The 15,673-nt window shown below is 63.5% G+C and carries 19 protein-coding genes; 14 read left to right on the top strand and 5 right to left on the bottom strand.

Annotated features, from left to right (window positions below; translation table 11 throughout):
* Positions 1-154 precede the first annotated feature (154 nt).
* On the top strand, positions 155-712 hold the full coding sequence (locus ACFULT_RS21395; protein ID WP_378482394.1) for a dihydrofolate reductase family protein: 558 nt from the start codon (positions 155-157) through the stop codon (positions 710-712).
* Here ACFULT_RS21395 and ACFULT_RS21400 read toward each other — a convergent pair.
* Positions 694-987, bottom strand: a complete 294-nt coding sequence (locus tag ACFULT_RS21400) for a hypothetical protein (RefSeq protein WP_019666748.1) — start codon at positions 985-987, stop codon at positions 694-696. The genes ACFULT_RS21395 and ACFULT_RS21400 overlap by 19 nt on opposite strands.
* Before the next feature lie 100 nt (positions 988-1,087).
* Here ACFULT_RS21400 and ACFULT_RS21405 point away from each other — a divergent pair, with 100 nt between their 5' ends.
* The 5 genes from ACFULT_RS21405 (at position 1,088) to ACFULT_RS21425 (ending at position 4,307) form a co-directional block, all read left to right on the top strand.
* Positions 1,088-1,363 (top strand): SAV_915 family protein, encoded by a 276-nt coding sequence (locus ACFULT_RS21405; RefSeq protein WP_230620828.1) that lies wholly within the window; start codon positions 1,088-1,090, stop codon positions 1,361-1,363.
* The gene (locus ACFULT_RS21410) at positions 1,360-1,644 is read left to right on the top strand and encodes a hypothetical protein (RefSeq protein ID WP_378482395.1); all 285 of its coding nucleotides are present in this window, start codon (positions 1,360-1,362) and stop codon (positions 1,642-1,644) included. The genes ACFULT_RS21405 and ACFULT_RS21410 overlap by 4 nt, the downstream gene beginning before the upstream one ends.
* A gap of 3 nt (positions 1,645-1,647) precedes the next feature.
* Positions 1,648-2,715: a hypothetical protein gene (locus tag ACFULT_RS21415; RefSeq protein WP_378482396.1), complete on the top strand. Its 1,068-nt coding sequence runs from the start codon at positions 1,648-1,650 to the stop codon at positions 2,713-2,715.
* Positions 2,716-2,761: 46 nt separating this feature from the next.
* Positions 2,762-3,484, top strand: coding sequence for a hypothetical protein (locus tag ACFULT_RS21420; protein WP_378482397.1), 723 nt, complete (start codon positions 2,762-2,764; stop codon positions 3,482-3,484).
* Positions 3,485-3,545: 61 nt separating this feature from the next.
* Positions 3,546-4,307: a hypothetical protein gene (locus ACFULT_RS21425; RefSeq protein ID WP_378482398.1), complete on the top strand. Its 762-nt coding sequence runs from the start codon at positions 3,546-3,548 to the stop codon at positions 4,305-4,307.
* A 9-nt stretch (positions 4,308-4,316) separates the two neighbouring features.
* Here ACFULT_RS21425 and ACFULT_RS21430 read toward each other — a convergent pair whose 3' ends face one another.
* Complete coding sequence (locus tag ACFULT_RS21430) at positions 4,317-5,366, bottom strand: HNH endonuclease (protein ID WP_378482399.1); 1,050 nt, start codon at positions 5,364-5,366, stop codon at positions 4,317-4,319.
* A gap of 48 nt (positions 5,367-5,414) precedes the next feature.
* Complete coding sequence (locus ACFULT_RS21435) at positions 5,415-5,816, bottom strand: hypothetical protein (protein ID WP_378482400.1); 402 nt, start codon at positions 5,814-5,816, stop codon at positions 5,415-5,417.
* 194 nt (positions 5,817-6,010) lie between these two features.
* Here ACFULT_RS21435 and ACFULT_RS21440 point away from each other — a divergent pair, with 194 nt between their 5' ends.
* Together ACFULT_RS21440 and ACFULT_RS21445 are read left to right on the top strand one after the other, a co-directional pair.
* Complete coding sequence (locus tag ACFULT_RS21440) at positions 6,011-6,508, top strand: DUF3558 family protein (protein ID WP_378482401.1); 498 nt, start codon at positions 6,011-6,013, stop codon at positions 6,506-6,508.
* 15 nt (positions 6,509-6,523) lie between these two features.
* The gene (locus ACFULT_RS21445; protein ID WP_378482402.1) at positions 6,524-6,898 is read left to right on the top strand and encodes a hypothetical protein; all 375 of its coding nucleotides are present in this window, start codon (positions 6,524-6,526) and stop codon (positions 6,896-6,898) included.
* 344 nt (positions 6,899-7,242) lie between these two features.
* On the opposite strand, the gene ACFULT_RS21450 is transcribed toward ACFULT_RS21445, so the two are convergent.
* Complete coding sequence (locus ACFULT_RS21450) at positions 7,243-8,868, bottom strand: long-chain fatty acid--CoA ligase (protein WP_378482403.1); 1,626 nt, start codon at positions 8,866-8,868, stop codon at positions 7,243-7,245.
* A 142-nt stretch (positions 8,869-9,010) separates the two neighbouring features.
* Here ACFULT_RS21450 and ACFULT_RS21455 point away from each other — a divergent pair, with 142 nt between their 5' ends.
* From ACFULT_RS21455 to ACFULT_RS21465, 3 genes are all read left to right on the top strand, one after another.
* Complete coding sequence (locus ACFULT_RS21455; RefSeq protein ID WP_378482404.1) at positions 9,011-9,400, top strand: PPOX class F420-dependent oxidoreductase; 390 nt, start codon at positions 9,011-9,013, stop codon at positions 9,398-9,400.
* Between the two features lie 53 nt (positions 9,401-9,453).
* A complete protein-coding gene (locus ACFULT_RS21460) occupies positions 9,454-10,932 on the top strand; it encodes an FAD-dependent oxidoreductase (RefSeq protein ID WP_378482405.1) in 1,479 nt (492 codons plus the stop codon).
* 104 nt (positions 10,933-11,036) lie between these two features.
* Positions 11,037-11,660 carry a vancomycin high temperature exclusion protein gene (locus tag ACFULT_RS21465; RefSeq protein WP_378482454.1) on the top strand — a complete coding sequence of 208 codons (624 nt, stop codon included), beginning with the start codon at positions 11,037-11,039 and terminating at the stop codon, positions 11,658-11,660.
* On the opposite strand, the gene aztA is transcribed toward ACFULT_RS21465, so the two are convergent.
* Positions 11,592-12,296, bottom strand: a complete 705-nt coding sequence (gene aztA / locus ACFULT_RS21470; RefSeq protein WP_378482406.1) for a zinc ABC transporter ATP-binding protein AztA — start codon at positions 12,294-12,296, stop codon at positions 11,592-11,594. The two genes, ACFULT_RS21465 and aztA, sit on opposite strands and share 69 nt — an antisense overlap.
* Before the next feature lie 21 nt (positions 12,297-12,317).
* On the opposite strand from aztA, the gene aztB reads away from it, so the two are divergent.
* From aztB to aztC, 3 genes are all read left to right on the top strand, one after another.
* Positions 12,318-13,187, top strand: coding sequence for a zinc ABC transporter permease AztB (aztB, locus tag ACFULT_RS21475; RefSeq protein ID WP_378482407.1), 870 nt, complete (start codon positions 12,318-12,320; stop codon positions 13,185-13,187).
* Positions 13,188-13,535: 348 nt separating this feature from the next.
* Entirely contained in the window at positions 13,536-14,756 is a 1,221-nt protein-coding gene (locus tag ACFULT_RS21480; RefSeq protein WP_378482408.1) for a hypothetical protein, read from the top strand.
* Positions 14,753-15,643, top strand: coding sequence for a zinc ABC transporter substrate-binding protein AztC (gene aztC, locus ACFULT_RS21485; protein ID WP_378482409.1), 891 nt, complete (start codon positions 14,753-14,755; stop codon positions 15,641-15,643). The genes ACFULT_RS21480 and aztC overlap by 4 nt, the downstream gene beginning before the upstream one ends.
* Positions 15,644-15,673: the final 30 nt, after the last annotated feature.

Here is a 15,673-nt window from a genome sequence, read left to right on the forward strand (position 1 = left end):
GATAGCGCTGAAAAACGGTGCCGTTCGATGGCCGCGATCGATAGCCTGCGCCCCGGTCGCGGGTTTCACCACCGGTTCACAACGTCCGCCGGATCCTGCTCCGACCGAAAGCGATTTTGCGGCGACGAGGCGTGTCAGCCAGTAGATTCACCGAATGCGGCCTCTGCGGTACTCCATCAACGTCTCGCTCGACGGCTGCGTCGACCACAACTTCGCGCGCCCGTCCGAGGATCTGCACCTGCACGCTGCGCAGAGCATCGCTCGTGCTGATGCATTGCTGTTCGGAAGGACGACGTACGAAATGATGGAATCGGCGTGGAGACGACCCTCACCCGACATGCCGGAGTGGACAACGCCGTTTGCGCAGAGCATCAGCGAAAGCAGAAAATACGTCGTCACGAGCACGCTGACGTCAGTGGACTGGAACGCTGAGATAGTCGACGGTGACATCGAGGAAACCGTCCGGCGACTCAAGAACGAGCCGGGCAACGGCATTTTCACCGGCGGGGTGCAACTGCCACTCGCACTCGCCGACATGGCACTGATCGACGAATACGAGTTCGTCGTTCACCCTGTTGTGGTCGGTCGAGGGCCAACCCTGTTCGCCGGGCTGGCGGAGCGCGTCGAACTCGAGCTCGTCGGGCGGGAGGAATTCAGTCACGGCGTCGTCGCGTCGCGGTATATCCGAGCCGATCAGTCTCTGTCGAGGTAGAACTCCGCGATTTCGGTTGCCACCGCCGCGGCTGCGCGGGCGAGGTCGGAATCGACACTCACGGCAGTCGAGTCACTCAGTGCGTCGGCGAGCGTGGCTCCGCGCAGGTCACGCGACTGCACTAGCTCCCACGCATACTCCATCACCCGAACCGACGTCGCGAAGTCCAGACCCGGCACGTTCGATCGAAGGGCGGTGGCGGCCCAGTCCGCGTCGAACGTCCCGCGGGGTGGCCCGAACACTCGCTCGCCGGACGAGTAACTCTGAGGTTCCATACCCACCGATGGTATCCGTCGGACAGTGGAACCGATTTACAACTCGTTGCGTCTGAATCTGTAGGACCGGTTTTCACACCGGAGCAGGGGAGGACGTTTCGTGAAAATTCCGTCAGATTATCCACCGGTGTTGTATGTGCCGTGCGCAGAACAAGTTTCGGACCCGTCGGATGCACGTGTGTTGATCAATGACACGCGCGACGGCAGGTCTGCGCTTCTGGTCTACTCGGCACTCGATCGTTTGCACACGTGCATGGGCAGGGACCAGCCGTGGATCGTGGTTCCGATCACCTTTCTGCCTGCGATCGAAGAGGTCGCCCACTTTGATCTGGTGCTGCTCGACGTCGTCGTGCCGGACAAGGCGCGTGCATCATGAGCATCGTCGTCGATCACGAGGAAATTCGTCTGCAGGCGGGGTACGTGCGGGACGCTGCGACGAGAGTCGACGAGATCGCACCGTCGATTCCCGGTGCCGTCGACGGCGGTGTGGGCACCGCCGCGATACTCGGAATTCTGAGCATCTTCGTGGCCTCCACCGGTGAGCTGGTCTCGGGACTAGCAGGCCTGAACGTGACTCTGAACGAGTGCGCCACCAGGTACGCCGAGCAGGACATCGTCGCAGCGGACGAGATCAACGTCGCGGCATGGGCGGAATAGAACATGAGCATAGACACCCACATCGACGGTGATCCGGAGTCAGTCCGCCAAGTATCGCGATGGCTGCGTGAACAGCTAGCGCCCGTCCTGGACGATGCGGAAGAGAAGGTGTTCGCCGCGCGCAACCGAATCGACGGCGCCTGGGACGGCCCTGCCTCCGACGCGGCGATGCCGAAGCTGACTCGAGCCGCCGAAGGCGCGGAGAAGATCGCTGTGGCGGCTCGTGATCACGCCCAGCAGATCGACAATTTCGCGGCCGGCCTGCAGAAAGCGCAGTCCATGATGGCGGATGCGCGCCGTGATGCCGCAGCAGCCGGCCTGACGATCAGCAGCGACGCGATCGACGATCCGCTGTCGGGCGACCTGTCTGCTGCGTACGGCCAGGCGACCAGAGCGGCTGAGGAGTCTCGCTCGGTCGAGCGTGAAGCAGCAGAAGCGCTTGTTGGAGTCTGGACCAACCCCTACGTCGATTGGTTCTTTCTGGCAACCGAAGTGGTCGACGCGGCCGCGATGTCTGTCGTCGACGTCCAGACGTGGGCGATGAAGAACAAAGCAGCTTGGCTGGATGCGGAGTCGACCAAATATTTCGACCTGGCACGCAACGCGTCCGAAGGAACCCCGTCATCGGTGATCTATCGAGACGTGGATTACGCGCGTACCACTGCGGCGCGAGCGGCAGTGCTGACCGAGGCAGCAGAAGACCTCACCAAAACCGCCGACAAACTTTCGGGGCGTATCGGCGGCGCTCTCGCTGTTGCCGGCGTCGCATGGGACATCCACAACGGGAAACCGGCCGATCAGGCAATCGTCTCCGCTGGCGCCGGCATCGCTGCTTCGGCTGCTGCCGGCGCGGTGATCGGTTCTTTCATTCCGGTCCCTGTACTCGGGACGCTGACGGGCGCAGCGGCAGGCGCAATCGCCGGAATCTACGCATCTGGTGCCGTTGATTCGATGTACGAGACCGGAATTGGAAGTGTCGATCAGGCCATTACAGGTGGCGAAGAGGCATTGGCGGAGACAGGAAGGTCGATCGGTGAACTGGCAACCGGAGCGTGGGACGCCCTCTTCTGATTCCACCGTGCAGCCGTTTGTCTACAAACGGAAACCGCGAACAAAAATGATTGTGTCCAGTGCCGTGGGCTTGTCGGCTGCTGCACTTCTCGTATACGGCGCACTGTCGATTTCGTCGGGTGATGGCGGAGATGCAGCCCAATTCGCCCTGGCCGCTGCGCTTTGCCTTGTCCTGGGTACTACCAGCCCGTGGTTCAACCAGAACTCGTCGAAGGTCGGACCGGCTGTACTACACCGCGTCCACGGCTCCACCATCCGGTACGAGCGGTGGGGATTGTTCTGGAGAAGCGCTCTCATCGGCGCGTTCGCGCTCTTGATGTGGCTTAGCCTGTGGTTTCTGACTCCGCTGTTCCTTACCTTCTACGGGGCCTTGGCATGGCGTTCGGTCCGCAACGGGTGGGTGGAACTGGATGCCGACGGAGTACGACACCGAGGATGGTCGTTCGACATGAGGGCATCGTGGGACTCCCTGCACACCGTACGGATAGAAGACCGCATTTCGATGACGTCACAAGGGTGGGTCACTATCACCCACCAGTGTGTATCGCTCAAACCGGACATTGTTCTCTCGGGATACAAACGAGATACCGCGTGGTTCTGGCGAATCGAGAAACGACCGATCATAACGATGGATCTCGACTGCCGGCGTTTCGACGTCCACCCAGTAGTCCTGCAGACATGGATCGCCTTCTATCTGCAAAATCCCAAGATGCGGTTCGAGCTCGGGACCGATGCTGCGGCGCAGCGACTGGCGTCCATAACGCCGTGACCAGTGGGCCTAACACGCCACGAGCGCGACGAGTGTCCGAGTCCTGAGGTACCTTGCGACGATGAGGTGGAACCCGTTCGATAGACGGTCGGCAGACATTCGGGCCATCGACGACACCTTGGTCGGTCTCGACGCCAAGGCTGCCGCGAAACAACCTGACCTTGTGCGCGAGGCACTGAACGCATGGCGTGGATCGGCGGTAGCGGATCCAAGTTCCCCGCGACGGGAGAAAGTTCGCAAGATCGTCGATCGAGATCGCGGTGTCGATCACCTCGGGGCCGAGCACGCCGAGTTGCTTGCTCTCCGGTCGGCCACCCGCGGCAAGGTAGTCCACGCGGTGGTCGTTCTCGCAGCCGAGATTTCGTCGTTGAGCGCGTGGACGTCGCTGGACACCGCCCACCGCATCGTCCGCATCGACTTGGTCTCGGAGGTGACTTCTGTCGCTTGGAGCGCAGGCAAGCTCGAAGCCGCATTCGTGCGGCTCGGCCCCAAACCGACAAACCACCTTGCCGACGACGCCGAAGTGCAGAAGATCTACCAAGAGCGCATCGACGCTTTGGCGGATCGTCGGCGAACACTGATCGCCCGACTCACGGCGTTACGGTCCTATCTCGACGGGCTCGTCGAAATCGACCGAGAACTTCAGAAAGTCCGCTGGATCGAGAACCACGGCACCCCCGACGACAGCGAATACGAAACCCGCGAAGGCGATGAGCTGGGCTCGCTACACCTCAACGCCGCTCGGGACATGTTCGACGAGACCACCGACCGCATCGGCGCCCAGCTCCGCGACGCCGTTGACCAATTGGATCGCCGGGTCTGAGCGCTCGAATCAGACAGGTACGAACGGTTCGTACTCACGAGACCGAATCCAGAGGGGAACGCCGGCGGGCAGCGATGCGTAAACGCCGTCCGCGGCAGACCGCGTCCGATCATGAAGAAGCGGCACGCGGGTTGTGTCCGCGATGGCGAGCAGATCCGATCGTGGTCGGCGCAGCGCTCGATCTACATGTGCGCGAACGGGTACGCTCGCCGACTTGGAAAGGTTGCAGGCAGCATCCGCTGCGACGAGATTCGCGACGCCGTCGATGGGAATTCGCGACCACGGGAGCACATGGTCTATATGTGCTCCGGGCCCGAGCTTGCTGTCGCAGTAGAAGCAGCGGTTGTCCTGGAGGTCACGCAGAGGATCGTTCAGTGTGGTCAGTGCTTCCCGCGACGTGCCGAACAAGAACCCGTCGATCACCTCGACGTCCAGCGAAACTTTGTTCATACGAACGACATCGGCCACCCACGCGTTCTTCACGAACGATCGGAGCAGAACCGATGTGTCGCGAAGCGCGCGGGGGACCCCGCTCCGTAGAACGACATGACCGCGTTCCACGAGGTGCGTCCTGCTCATCTTCTTGTGAAACCCGCGCGCGTCGAACACGAAATCGTCGTTCGCAATGTCATTGTTGCGGCCGGCCGGAGTGTGAAAGTGCGTCAACGGTTGCCGAGCGACCGTGAGCTCCACGTCGCGGACAAGCGCGACGTAATGCTCGTCCTCGACTTCCCGTGCAGCCTCGGCCGTGGTGAACGCGGTCGAGGCTTTGTACCGAGCGACCAGCACCGGGATAGTCCGGCCGGAAGACTTGTTCTGACTGAGGACAATCCGTTCGTCGTACGTCCGTACCTGCGGCCAGTAATAGGCAATGATGCGGTGCGCCAATTCTTGGACAGGGACTGCGAGCGTTCCGTTATCCGCAGCTTCGTTCTCGACGCACACGTCGATCAACGCCATGAGCGTAGCGAGCTTGTACGTCGATTCACGCCGACCGGTATCCACCAACTCGACCAAACGCTGCACGAACGCGGTGGTGTCGAAGGAAGGAACCATCATAGTGCCGAACCTATCTCGTAGTCAGCCACTTCCGTCCGTCGCGACAGCTCAACCCTGGAACGGGTAGGGCTGGTTGGGCTGAGGGGCGGGGTACTGGCCCGGCTGGAACGGCTGGGTGGGGAAGTGCCCGTGCGTGCCGAACTGGTGGCCGTTGAGGTAGGCCTGGTTCTGGGCGTTCGCGCTGTCGATCAGACGCTGCTGTTCCTGACGCGCGGCGAGCTTCTTCGCTTCCTGATTCCGGTAGACCTTGATGCCGATCCACACCGCAGCCACGACAATCAGAATCCACGGATTGGCACCGATGAAACCGATGCCGAACAGCACCAGAAGCGCCGTCAGAATCGGATGGCGACGCGGCCAGGACCGCTGCGGAACTACGTAGCCGACGTGAGTGGTCTGGTGGATGTTGATGGTGCCGTAGTTGGGGCTGTTGTGGAACTGATTGTTCATGGGTTTCTCTTCTCGAGAGGCAGGGTGGGTCAAGTGCTGTGCACTGTGCCAGACGGGTACGACACAGTTGGTCGGTTTTGCTGTCAGGTCCGTTACAGCTGTCGGGCGAAGTGGAACCGATCAAGGAAGCAGTGCGTCTAATCTGGTAGCCGTACTCGACGGAGGGGGACCGTGTGCGCAGATGGATTGTGGCCGTGATTGCGGCGTCTGCCCTGCTTGGGGGGTGTGCGAGGGAGGTCTCGCCGCAGGCGGTGGCCGAGCCGACTCGATGGGATCCGTGCAGCATCACCCCCGAACAGATCGGGGCAACCGGCTTGGATCCGGACTACCGAAAGGTGGGTTGGGGTCGAGGGATCGAAGTGCCGGACTGGGATATCTGCTCATTCAAACCCAAAGGTCACGACGCGCCGTACTTCTTGGTTGTGAAGTCGTCGTTGAATCGCACTGTCGAGGAGGCTCGCAACGATCCCGCGAATCTCGACGGGTTCGATACCGTATTGAACGGACGAGATGCATTCCAGTTCGAGACCAATGTTGCGCGCTCGATCATAGACTGCAACCTCGCTGTCGATCTGCAATCAGGAATAGTCGTCTTTTCGATCGATTACATGCACGTAGGTGATGGCGTGGATCCCTGCCCGATACTGCAGCGCCACGTAGACGATCTCGAAGTCGCGCTACCGAGCGCTTAGTGAACAGGACCGAAGATGAGCAACGACGGTGATTCCCTGACGTATTGGCAGTCCCTCGCGGTGGCCGCCGACGAGGGACATCTTTATCTGAATGAAGAGGCGGCGCGCATGTGCAGCGCGTCGTGCGACGCCTACATCGATCGACTCCGAGAACACCAATTCACAGCCAAAGAACTCGCCAATGTCACCGGCTGGGGTGATTTCGATATGGGCAAACAGATCGCGCAGGTGTTTTCGCAGAAAGCTGTTGGAGGGGAGAACAATATGGTCGATGTTCTCGAGGGCCATATCGAGGTCGTCCGGCAGATGCAGGCGGTGTTCAAGAAGTTCTTCACCGACACGGTTGCTCGGGACGAGGAGACTGCGTCGAGTTTCGAGGGTCCGCGGTAGCTGCGGACCCTCGAAACTCAATCGACGCCTTCGTCCATTCGCGCCCACCACCAGCTCCGAGCGAAAGTGGTGTTCAGTCAGTCAGACTGACCGAACGGCCCGTTCGCTCCGGAGAATGTGCCGGGTGGAGGCACTTTCGTTCGTCTGCATCCACGACCAGTTCCGAGCGAAAGTGGCGTTCAGTCAGTCAGACTGATCAAACGGGCCGTTCGCTCCGGAGAAAGTGCCGGGTGGAGGCACCTTCGTTCGTCTGCATCCACGGCCAGCTCCGAGCGAAAGTGGAGTTCAGTCAGTCAGACTGACCGAACGGCCCGTTCGCTCCGAAAAAAGTGCAGTGCAAAGGTTCAGCCCAGTTCGATGACGTTCAACGCGCCGTCGGCGTGGGAGCTTCGCAGACGCTTCTTGTCGTACTTGCCGACGCTGGTCTTGGGAACTTCGTCGATGAAGGTCCAGCGTTCGGGCAACTGCCAGTGAGCAACTCGACCGTCGAGGAATTCGCGCAACTCCTCGGCCGCGACCTTTTCGCCGTCGCGCACCACGACGGCGACCAGAGGACGCTCGTCCCACTTCTGGTCGGGAACTCCGATGACCGCGGCCTCGCGCACGGCCGGATGCTCCATGACGTAATTCTCCAGTTCCACCGACGAGATCCATTCGCCACCGGACTTGATGATGTCCTTGGATCTGTCCGTCAGCGTCAGGTAACCGCCGGGGGAGATGGTGCCGACATCGCCGGTCCGGAGCCAGCCGTCGTCGAACTTGTCATGCGCGTCGTTACGGTAGTAACTGCCGGTGATCCACGGCCCCCGCACCTCCAGTTCGCCTACCTGCTTGCCGTCCCAGGGCAGTTCCTTTCCGCTGTCGTCGACGAGGCGAGCGCGAACCGCAGCGACGAAACGCCCCTGCGTGCAACGGAGATCGAATTCTTTCTCCGCCGACAGTCCGACATCGGGTCGTCCCGAGGTGCCGACGGGCGAGGTCTCCGTCATGCCCCACGCCTGCGTGATGTGTATCCCATACTTCTCGTGGAAGGCGCGCATCAGCGAAGGCGGGCAGGCACTTCCGCCGACGAGGACATCTCGCAGGCTCGACAGGTCGGCTGGATGCTCGTCGAGATGAACAAGCAGTGCCTGCCAGATCGTCGGGACGGCAGCAGCAGCCGTCGGACGCAACGTCGACATCATCTCGGCAAGGGGAGCGGGCTGCAGAAACCTGTCCGGCATGATCAACGACGCCCCGACCATCAACGCGGCGTACGGCAACCCCCACGACATCGCGTGGAACATCGGCACGATCGCCAGCACCTTGTCCGACTGAGCGAGGCCCATCGCGTCGGACATGCATGCCTGCATGGAATGCAGCCAAATGGAACGGTGCGAGTACACCACGCCCTTCGGATCACCGGTGGTTCCGGACGTGTAACACATTGCTGCAGCCGATCGTTCGTCGAGCTCCGGCCAGTCGAACTCCTCCGGGCGGCCTTCGAGGAGGGCCTCGTAGGCGAGCACTTCGATCCCGTCGGGCGCGTCGACTACAGCAGGATCGACGCCGACGACGACGAGGTGACGCACCGTCGGCATCGTCGGAAGCAGCGGAGTCAGAAGCGGCAGGAGGCTGGCGTCGGCGATGATCACCTGGTCCTCGGCGTGGTTCACGATGTAGGTGAGCTGCTCGGGGAAGAGACGAATGTTCAGCGTGTGCAGCACCGCGCCCATCGCGGGAACGGCCATGTACGCCTCCATGTGAGGCGCGTTGTTCCACATGAACGTGGCGACCCTCTGGTCGTCGTCGATCCCGATCGACCGGAGCGCATGAGCGAGCTGCGCCGCCCGCTTGCCCAGATGCTCGAACGTGACGGTCGACGGACCGTGCTCGCTCCAGGTCGTGACCTCCGCTGCCGGGTGAATCGACGTCCCGAACCGAACGAGCTGGCCGATCGACAACGGGGTGTCCTGCATGGTGCTCTTCATGAACGTTCCACTCCCAATCATTCCGTGCGCTGTGTGCTGCGCGTCACACTTGCACAATACGGACTACCGCCGAGTGCGCCCGCAGAATCGGCAGTGACTCGAGCCGTCGGCAACGAACCGATCAGCGCGTACGTTGGCATCCATGACCGCTTCGTTCCTCGCGCTCGGCGACCAGCCGTTCGTCTCGCTCACCACGTTCCGCAGATCCGGCGAGCCGGTCTCGACGCCGGTGTGGATCGGCCGCGACGGGGACGAACTGATCGTGCTCACCCCGACCGACAGTGGCAAGGTCAAACGAATCAGGAACTCGGGACGCGTCGAACTCCGCCCGTGCAACCGGCGAGGAAAGGTGCCCGACGACGCCGTCGCGCACGCTGGTACCGCGCGCATCGTCGCCGACGAGCCCGCGCGCCGTGCAACCGAGTTGATTCGAAGGAAGTACGGCGTCGAATTTCGGATCGTGATGCTGATCGAGCGGGTGGTCGCGCGTGGACGCAAGCCCCGGGTGATTCTTGCCATCGACGGCGGGTGAATTCTCACCGAACTCGTCGCGCACGGGACTGGTTTCGAGACACCATCTCCAGCATGACGATCTTCGATACCGACGTCCTGGTGGTGGGAGCGGGCCCAGTCGGGCTGGTTCTCGCCGTCGACCTCGCTCGCCGCGGCACACGAGTGCGCGTCATCGACCGCCGCACCGAACCCACCGATGAATCCCGCGCCGTCGTCGTTCATTCTCGGAGCCTGGAAATGATGGATGCACTGGGCGTCGTCGACGACATCGTGGCATCGGGACGTACGACAGTGGGCGTGCACTTCCACGCCGACGGAAAGTTGTTGGCGCAGATTCCGCTGGACACCGTCGACAGTGCCTACCCGTTCACGGTGACCACGGCACAGACGGAAACCGAAGCCGTCTTGACGAGGCGGCTGCTCGACCTGGGGGTCGAGATCCAGCGCGGGGAGGAGCTGACCGACTTCGTCCAGGACGGCGATGGGGTGCGGGCAACGGTCGGGGACGCGACCGTGGCGTGCCGATACCTCGTGGGATGTGACGGGGCGTCGAGCACCGTTCGTCATCACCTCGGTCTGAAGCTGCAGGGCTCGTTCGTGGGTGAGCGCTTCCTGATGGGCGACGTCGACGCCACCTACCCGTTCGATACGAGCGCGATGCACATCTTCGCGTCCGCCGGGTCGGGCCCGGCGATGCTGTTTCCGATGGTCGGCGACCGCGTCCGCGTCATCGCAGCGATCGACGCATCCGAGGCCGGGCGGGCGCCGTCGTTGGACTGGTTGCAGCGCGTGTGCACTCAGCGAGGACTCGGCGTGCACCTGCGCTCGCCCCGGTGGCTGACGACATTCGAGATCCATCACGCTCAGGTGCCGAGGTACCGGACCGGCAGGGTCTTCCTCGCCGGCGACGCCGCCCACGTGCACAGTCCCGCGGGCGGGCAGGGTATGAACACCGGGATGCAGGACGCGTTCAACCTCGGCTGGAAACTCGCAGCGGCGACGAGGGGGAACGCGTCGGAACTGCTCCTCGACAGCTACCACGACGAGCGGCATCCCGTCGCCGCTCACGTCATCGCCGAGACGACGACCTTGACCACCGCTGCCACCGTCGAATCCAAAGTCGTTCGGACCGTGCGCAACAAGGTGCTGCGTATCGTTGCGGGGACCGAGTTCGCACAGCACCGGATCGCCGACGAGATGGAGGAATTCACCGTCGCCTACCACGGCAGCCCGATCGTGCGGCAAGGCGTGCACGGGCACGTGGCACCTGGCGACGCGGCGCCGTCGGTCGCCGGAACCGAGTTGTGGCACAGCCTCGCTCGGGCACATCGGGAGCATCCGAACGACCACCTCCTGGTCGCCGGCACCCTCTCGATGTCGGTGCCCGGCACGACTCCCGTCGTCGTCGACGATCCCGAGCGCAAGATCGCGCAGCGGTACGGGCTCAAGACACCCGACGGTGTCGTTCTCGTGCGGCCCGACGGCTACGTCGGTGCCATCTCGCCTCTCGGCGACCGTGCGCCGATCGACGCCGCGCTGGCCCTGCTCTGAACAGCGGGCGACTGCCTCAGAGATCCCTCAATCTCGGCCGGTACGGTGACGCCCGGTAGCGTCGGGCGGAGATCGGGAGTTCGTTGAGAAAGAAGTTGTGGCGAGTGGCGGTCGGCCTGGTCGTCGGCGTGCTCGCCGTTGTCCTCGCGTCGGCGGCATGGGTGGCGACCGTGTCCTTCGGGCGGGTGCACGACGCCGCCGACGCACCTGCCGCGCCGGTGGTCATCGTCCTCGGATCCCAGGTGCGCGACGGCAAGCCGATGAAGTACCTGGAAGGTCGGCTCGACGCTGCTGTGTCGCTGTTCGAGTCCGGTCGAGCCCGCGCGGTTCTGGTCTCCGGTGATGCGAACGGTCGGTCCGGCAACGAAATCGCTGCCATGACCGAATATCTCGTCGACGCCGGAATCCCGTCCGACAAGATCGTCGGCGACGACTACGGCCTCGACACCTACGACACCTGCTGGCGCGCCGCGACAACCTTCGGGGTCGAGAAGGCGCTCGTCGTCAGTCAAGGCTTGCACGTGTCCAGAGCTGTCGCGCTGTGCCGGGACGCAGGCATCGACGTCGACGGGGTGGACGCAGAATGCGAATGCAACCGACTTGCGTTGCTCCGCAACTTCGGTCGCGAATGGCTCGCGCGGCCCAAAGCCGTGCTGGACCTACTGTCCGGACGCGAGCCTGCCGTCGTGAGCCCCGCCACCGACGAATTGACGGTCACGACACGTTGACGACAAAATCTCCCCGCGCCCGAGAGTGATGGTGACATCCGCGCGATCTGCATCGTCGGCGTCGTGAGTGGCCATGACCACCACGGCGCCGCGGGCCGCCTCGTCGTCGACGGCGCTGTTGATGATCTCGCGGGCCTCCGCGTCGAGACCCGTCGTCGGCTCGTCCAGAAGAACCAGATCGCCGTGCTCGACGAGCGCCTGCGCCAGCAGCGCCCGCTGACGCTGCCCACCGGACAACTCCGCCAACCGTCGCGACCGGAGATCGGTCAGTTTGAGTCGATCGATGGCCTCGTCGACGGCACGGCGATCCGCAGCACTGGCCCGACCGAGGATTCCGCGACGTGGCCACGTCCCCATCGCAACGACCTCGCCGACGGTGACAGCCATCCGATCGTTGATGTCACTGCGCTGCGGAACGTAACAGATGCGTCTGTGTCGAATGTCGACCGCACCCGACGCGGGCTCGACGATGCCTGCAAGAGATTTTAACACGGTCGATTTGCCGGAACCGTTGTGACCGACGAGAGCGGTGACAGTGCCGGGCTCGAACGACGCACTGACGTCGTGGAGGGCAACGGTGTTGCCGTACCGGACGGTCAGGGATCGAACAGACACGGATTCGCTCACGACAACCATTATCGCATAGGGTTCCAGGCCGTGGACTGGCTACTCGACCCCTTCGCTGTTTCGTTCGTGCAGCGCGCCCTCTGGGCTGGCATGCTCGTGTCGATACTGTGCGCGCTCGTCGGAACATGGGTCGTGTTGCGCGGCATGGCATTCCTGAGCGATGCCGTGTCGCACGGAATGCTGCCCGGCGTCGCGATCGCGTACCTCCTCAGCGCGAACCTGCTCATCGGAGCGGCAGTGAGTGCCGTCGTCATGATCGGCGGCGTCGCCTGGGTCTCCCGCAACTCCCGACTGTCCGAGGACACCGGAATCGGACTGCTCTTCGTCGGCATGCTCGCACTCGGCGTGGTGATCGTCTCCCGCGCGCGATCCTTCGCCGTCGACCTGACGTCCTTCCTCTTCGGCGACGTCCTCTCTGCCACCTACGCGGACCTGGTGTTCCTCGTCGTCGCAGCCGCCGTCGCACTCGTCGTCTCCGTCGTCGCCTACCGCCCCTTCGTCGCCATGGTCTTCGACGAACGCAAAGCCCACACCTTCGGTTTCCGGCCCCGCCTCGCACACGTCGTACTCCTGGCCCTGGTGGTCCTGGCCGTCGTCGCATCCTTCCGAATCGTCGGAACACTCCTCGTCTTCGGCCTACTCGTCGCACCCTCCGCCACGGCCTACCTCTTCGGGCGATCCATCGTGCAGTCGATGATCATCGCCACCCTCCTCGGCTGGTCCGCCACCATCACCGGACTCCTCGTCTCCTGGCACGCCAACACCGCCGCCGGCGCCACCATCGCCGGCCTGGCCGTACTCCAATTCTTCCTCGTCGCCATGGGCAAATCCGTACTCTCGCGCACCCGTCCCTCGGAAGTCCCGAACGTGTCTGCGGGTGCACTTTCCCGGACCGAATGAACCGTTCGGTCACTCAGAGTGACTGAACGCCACGTTCGCTCCGAACCGGGGTGGTGAGTGCGGACGATCGAGGGTCCACCATCCCGGAGCGAATGAACCGTTTGGTCAGTCTGACTGACCGAACATCACGTTCGCTCCGAACCGGGGTGCACGTTTACTCCGAGCGGGGTGGTGGGTGCGGACGAACGGGGCTGCACTGTTCCGGAGCGAACGACCCGTTTGGTCAGTCAGACGGACTGAACCCCACTTTCGCTCGGACCGGGGGTGCCAACCGGGGCTGTAGGGCTCGGCTTGGGCGATGGTTTAACATAAACGACAATCGTTATCATTTCTGCTCCGAGGAGTTCTGTGATCGCCCGTGAAACCGTTCTGACCATTGGCATTGTTGCCCTGACTGCTGCGGGGTGCGGTAGTGGCGCGGAAGATGCACCCGTTGTGGAGGAGCCCGGCACTGCTCGGGCGGGTAGTGACCTGGCTGCGGAGGCGGGGTCGACCGAGGTCGAGGGTCCGGAGCCTCGACTCGTTGTCGCCGACGCCGACTCCGGTCGCATCGAGGTTCTCGATCTCGCCACCGAGGAGTCCGTCCACACGTTCGATGTCGAAAACGCGTCGATCATCACGACCATCAACGGTCGCTATGCCGTCGCGACCGACGACGAGCATGCGCATCTGCTCGATCCCGGCTCGTGGACGATCGACCACGGCGACCACACGCATTCGTACACCAAGGATCCCGTCGACATCGGCTCGCTCGACGGTGCCGAGCCCGCGCACGTCATCGCTGGTGACCGGAAGGTGTCGGTGTTCTTCGATGGTGCCGGGCGTGCGGATGTCGTCGACTTCGATTCGTTGAGCAAGTCCGAGTCGACGGTTGCGACGACGATCGAGTCCAACGCTCATCACGGCATCGCGGTTCCGCTGTCCGATCACTTCGTGGTCTCCACCGGTGGGACGGAGGAAGACCTGCCGACGGGTCTCGAATTGCGCGACAGCTCGGGTGACGTCGTTCGTCCGCTGGACGCGGCCTGCCCGGAGATGCATGGGGAAGCGGTGTTCTCCAACTACTTCGTCGTCGCCTGCGAGGACGGCGTGCTGAAGGTGGATGCATCGGCGGATTTCGCGACGACGAAGTTTCCGTACCCGACGCCCGACGCTCGGGCATGGTCGTTCGCTCACGGTTCGCGGGGCGCACTCGTTGCCGCGCCGACGGAGACCGGGGTTCTCGTGCTCGACACGAGGTCGGGGGAGTGGGTGCAGGCCAGGACCGCCGACGAGGCGCTGTCGGCGGGAGTGTCGAGCGACGGCAAGACCGTGTTCTCCGTGCAGGCGGACGGTACGTTCCGTGTGTTCGACGCGGTGACCGGTGCCGAAACGTCGTCCACGTCCGTGGTTCGACCGACGACCGACGACGGCGACGCGCCCGAACTTCAGGTCGGCGGTACCCGCGCCTACGTCTCCGATCCCGTGGCCAGGACGGTCACCGAAATCGACTACCGCGACGGCGGTCGCGTCGCGCGAACCTTCGACTTCGACTTCACGCCCGCATCGATCGGTGTGATCGGCGCATGAAAAAGCTTCTGCTGGCGGTCCTCCCGGCCGCGCTGATTCTGGCAGGCTGCTCGGGTGCGGACTCGTCGGGCACACCGACGATCGTGGTGACCACCAACATTCTGGGCGACATCACCTCCAACATCGTCGGAGACCAGGCCGACGTGCTGGTGCTCATGCCGCCCAACTCGGATCCGCATTCGTTCGAGATCTCCGCAGCGGAGGCTGCGCGGGTGGAATCGGCGGATCTGTTGATCGCCAACGGTCTCGGGCTGGAGGAAGGCGTCGCCAAGACGATCGACGCAGCACGGGCGAACGGCACCGACATTCTCGAGGTCGGCCCCGGCGTCGACCCCATCGACTACGTCTCCGGGCAGTCGTCGGGCGCCGCGGATCCCCACATCTGGACGGACCCGGAACGTATGCGCACGGCTGTCGGGCTGATCAAGGATGCGGTGACCGAGTCACTGGACGGCGTCGACGTCGAAGCCGCCGCGCAGGACTACGACGCCCAGCTCGTCGAGTTGGACGGACGCATGCAGGAGCGGTTCGCGCCGATCGTCAATCGCAAGTTGGTGACGAACCACCACGTGTTCGGTTACCTCGCAGACCGTTACGACTTCGAGGTCATCGGTGCAGTCATCCCGAGCGGCACGACGCTGGCGTCTCCGAGTGCGTCCGACCTGTCGGATCTCGCGGGTACCGTGCGCGACGCGGGCGTGCCCACCATCTTCGTCGACTCGTCCCAGCCCGACAGGCTGGCGCAGGTCATGGCGTCGGAAGCAGGAGTCGACGTCGACGTCGTGAAGCTGTTCACCGAGTCGCTGGGGGACGGGAACTCGGATGCACCGACGTATCTCGACATGATGGACTTCAACTCGACCGCCATCGCTGCGGGACTGCGCTGACCCACACCTGCGTGTGCGTGCCACGGTGCG

Origin of the sequence: Rhodococcus sp. NPDC057297 (assembly GCF_042667435.1) — a bacterium.
Classification (GTDB): domain Bacteria; phylum Actinomycetota; class Actinomycetes; order Mycobacteriales; family Mycobacteriaceae; genus Rhodococcoides.

What these genes read in the sequence shown, in the direction of transcription:
- ACFULT_RS21410 (WP_378482395.1), top strand. Translation starts at nt 1,360, where the DNA reads ATGAGCATCGTCGTCGATCACGAGGAAATTCGTCTGCAGGCGGGGTAC.
- ACFULT_RS21425 (WP_378482398.1), top strand. Translation starts at nt 3,546, where the DNA reads ATGAGGTGGAACCCGTTCGATAGACGGTCGGCAGACATTCGGGCCATC.
- ACFULT_RS21455 (WP_378482404.1), top strand. Translation starts at nt 9,011, where the DNA reads ATGACCGCTTCGTTCCTCGCGCTCGGCGACCAGCCGTTCGTCTCGCTC.
- aztA (WP_378482406.1), bottom strand. Translation starts at nt 12,296, where the DNA reads ATGGTTGTCGTGAGCGAATCCGTGTCTGTTCGATCCCTGACCGTCCGG.
- ACFULT_RS21430 (WP_378482399.1), bottom strand. Translation starts at nt 5,366, where the DNA reads ATGATGGTTCCTTCCTTCGACACCACCGCGTTCGTGCAGCGTTTGGTC.
- ACFULT_RS21460 (WP_378482405.1), top strand. Translation starts at nt 9,454, where the DNA reads ATGACGATCTTCGATACCGACGTCCTGGTGGTGGGAGCGGGCCCAGTC.
- aztC (WP_378482409.1), top strand. Translation starts at nt 14,753, where the DNA reads ATGAAAAAGCTTCTGCTGGCGGTCCTCCCGGCCGCGCTGATTCTGGCA.
- ACFULT_RS21395 (WP_378482394.1), top strand. Translation starts at nt 155, where the DNA reads ATGCGGCCTCTGCGGTACTCCATCAACGTCTCGCTCGACGGCTGCGTC.
- ACFULT_RS21400 (WP_019666748.1), bottom strand. Translation starts at nt 987, where the DNA reads ATGGAACCTCAGAGTTACTCGTCCGGCGAGCGAGTGTTCGGGCCACCC.
- ACFULT_RS21415 (WP_378482396.1), top strand. Translation starts at nt 1,648, where the DNA reads ATGAGCATAGACACCCACATCGACGGTGATCCGGAGTCAGTCCGCCAA.
- ACFULT_RS21435 (WP_378482400.1), bottom strand. Translation starts at nt 5,816, where the DNA reads ATGAACAATCAGTTCCACAACAGCCCCAACTACGGCACCATCAACATC.
- ACFULT_RS21450 (WP_378482403.1), bottom strand. Translation starts at nt 8,868, where the DNA reads ATGAAGAGCACCATGCAGGACACCCCGTTGTCGATCGGCCAGCTCGTT.
- ACFULT_RS21445 (WP_378482402.1), top strand. Translation starts at nt 6,524, where the DNA reads ATGAGCAACGACGGTGATTCCCTGACGTATTGGCAGTCCCTCGCGGTG.
- ACFULT_RS21420 (WP_378482397.1), top strand. Translation starts at nt 2,762, where the DNA reads ATGATTGTGTCCAGTGCCGTGGGCTTGTCGGCTGCTGCACTTCTCGTA.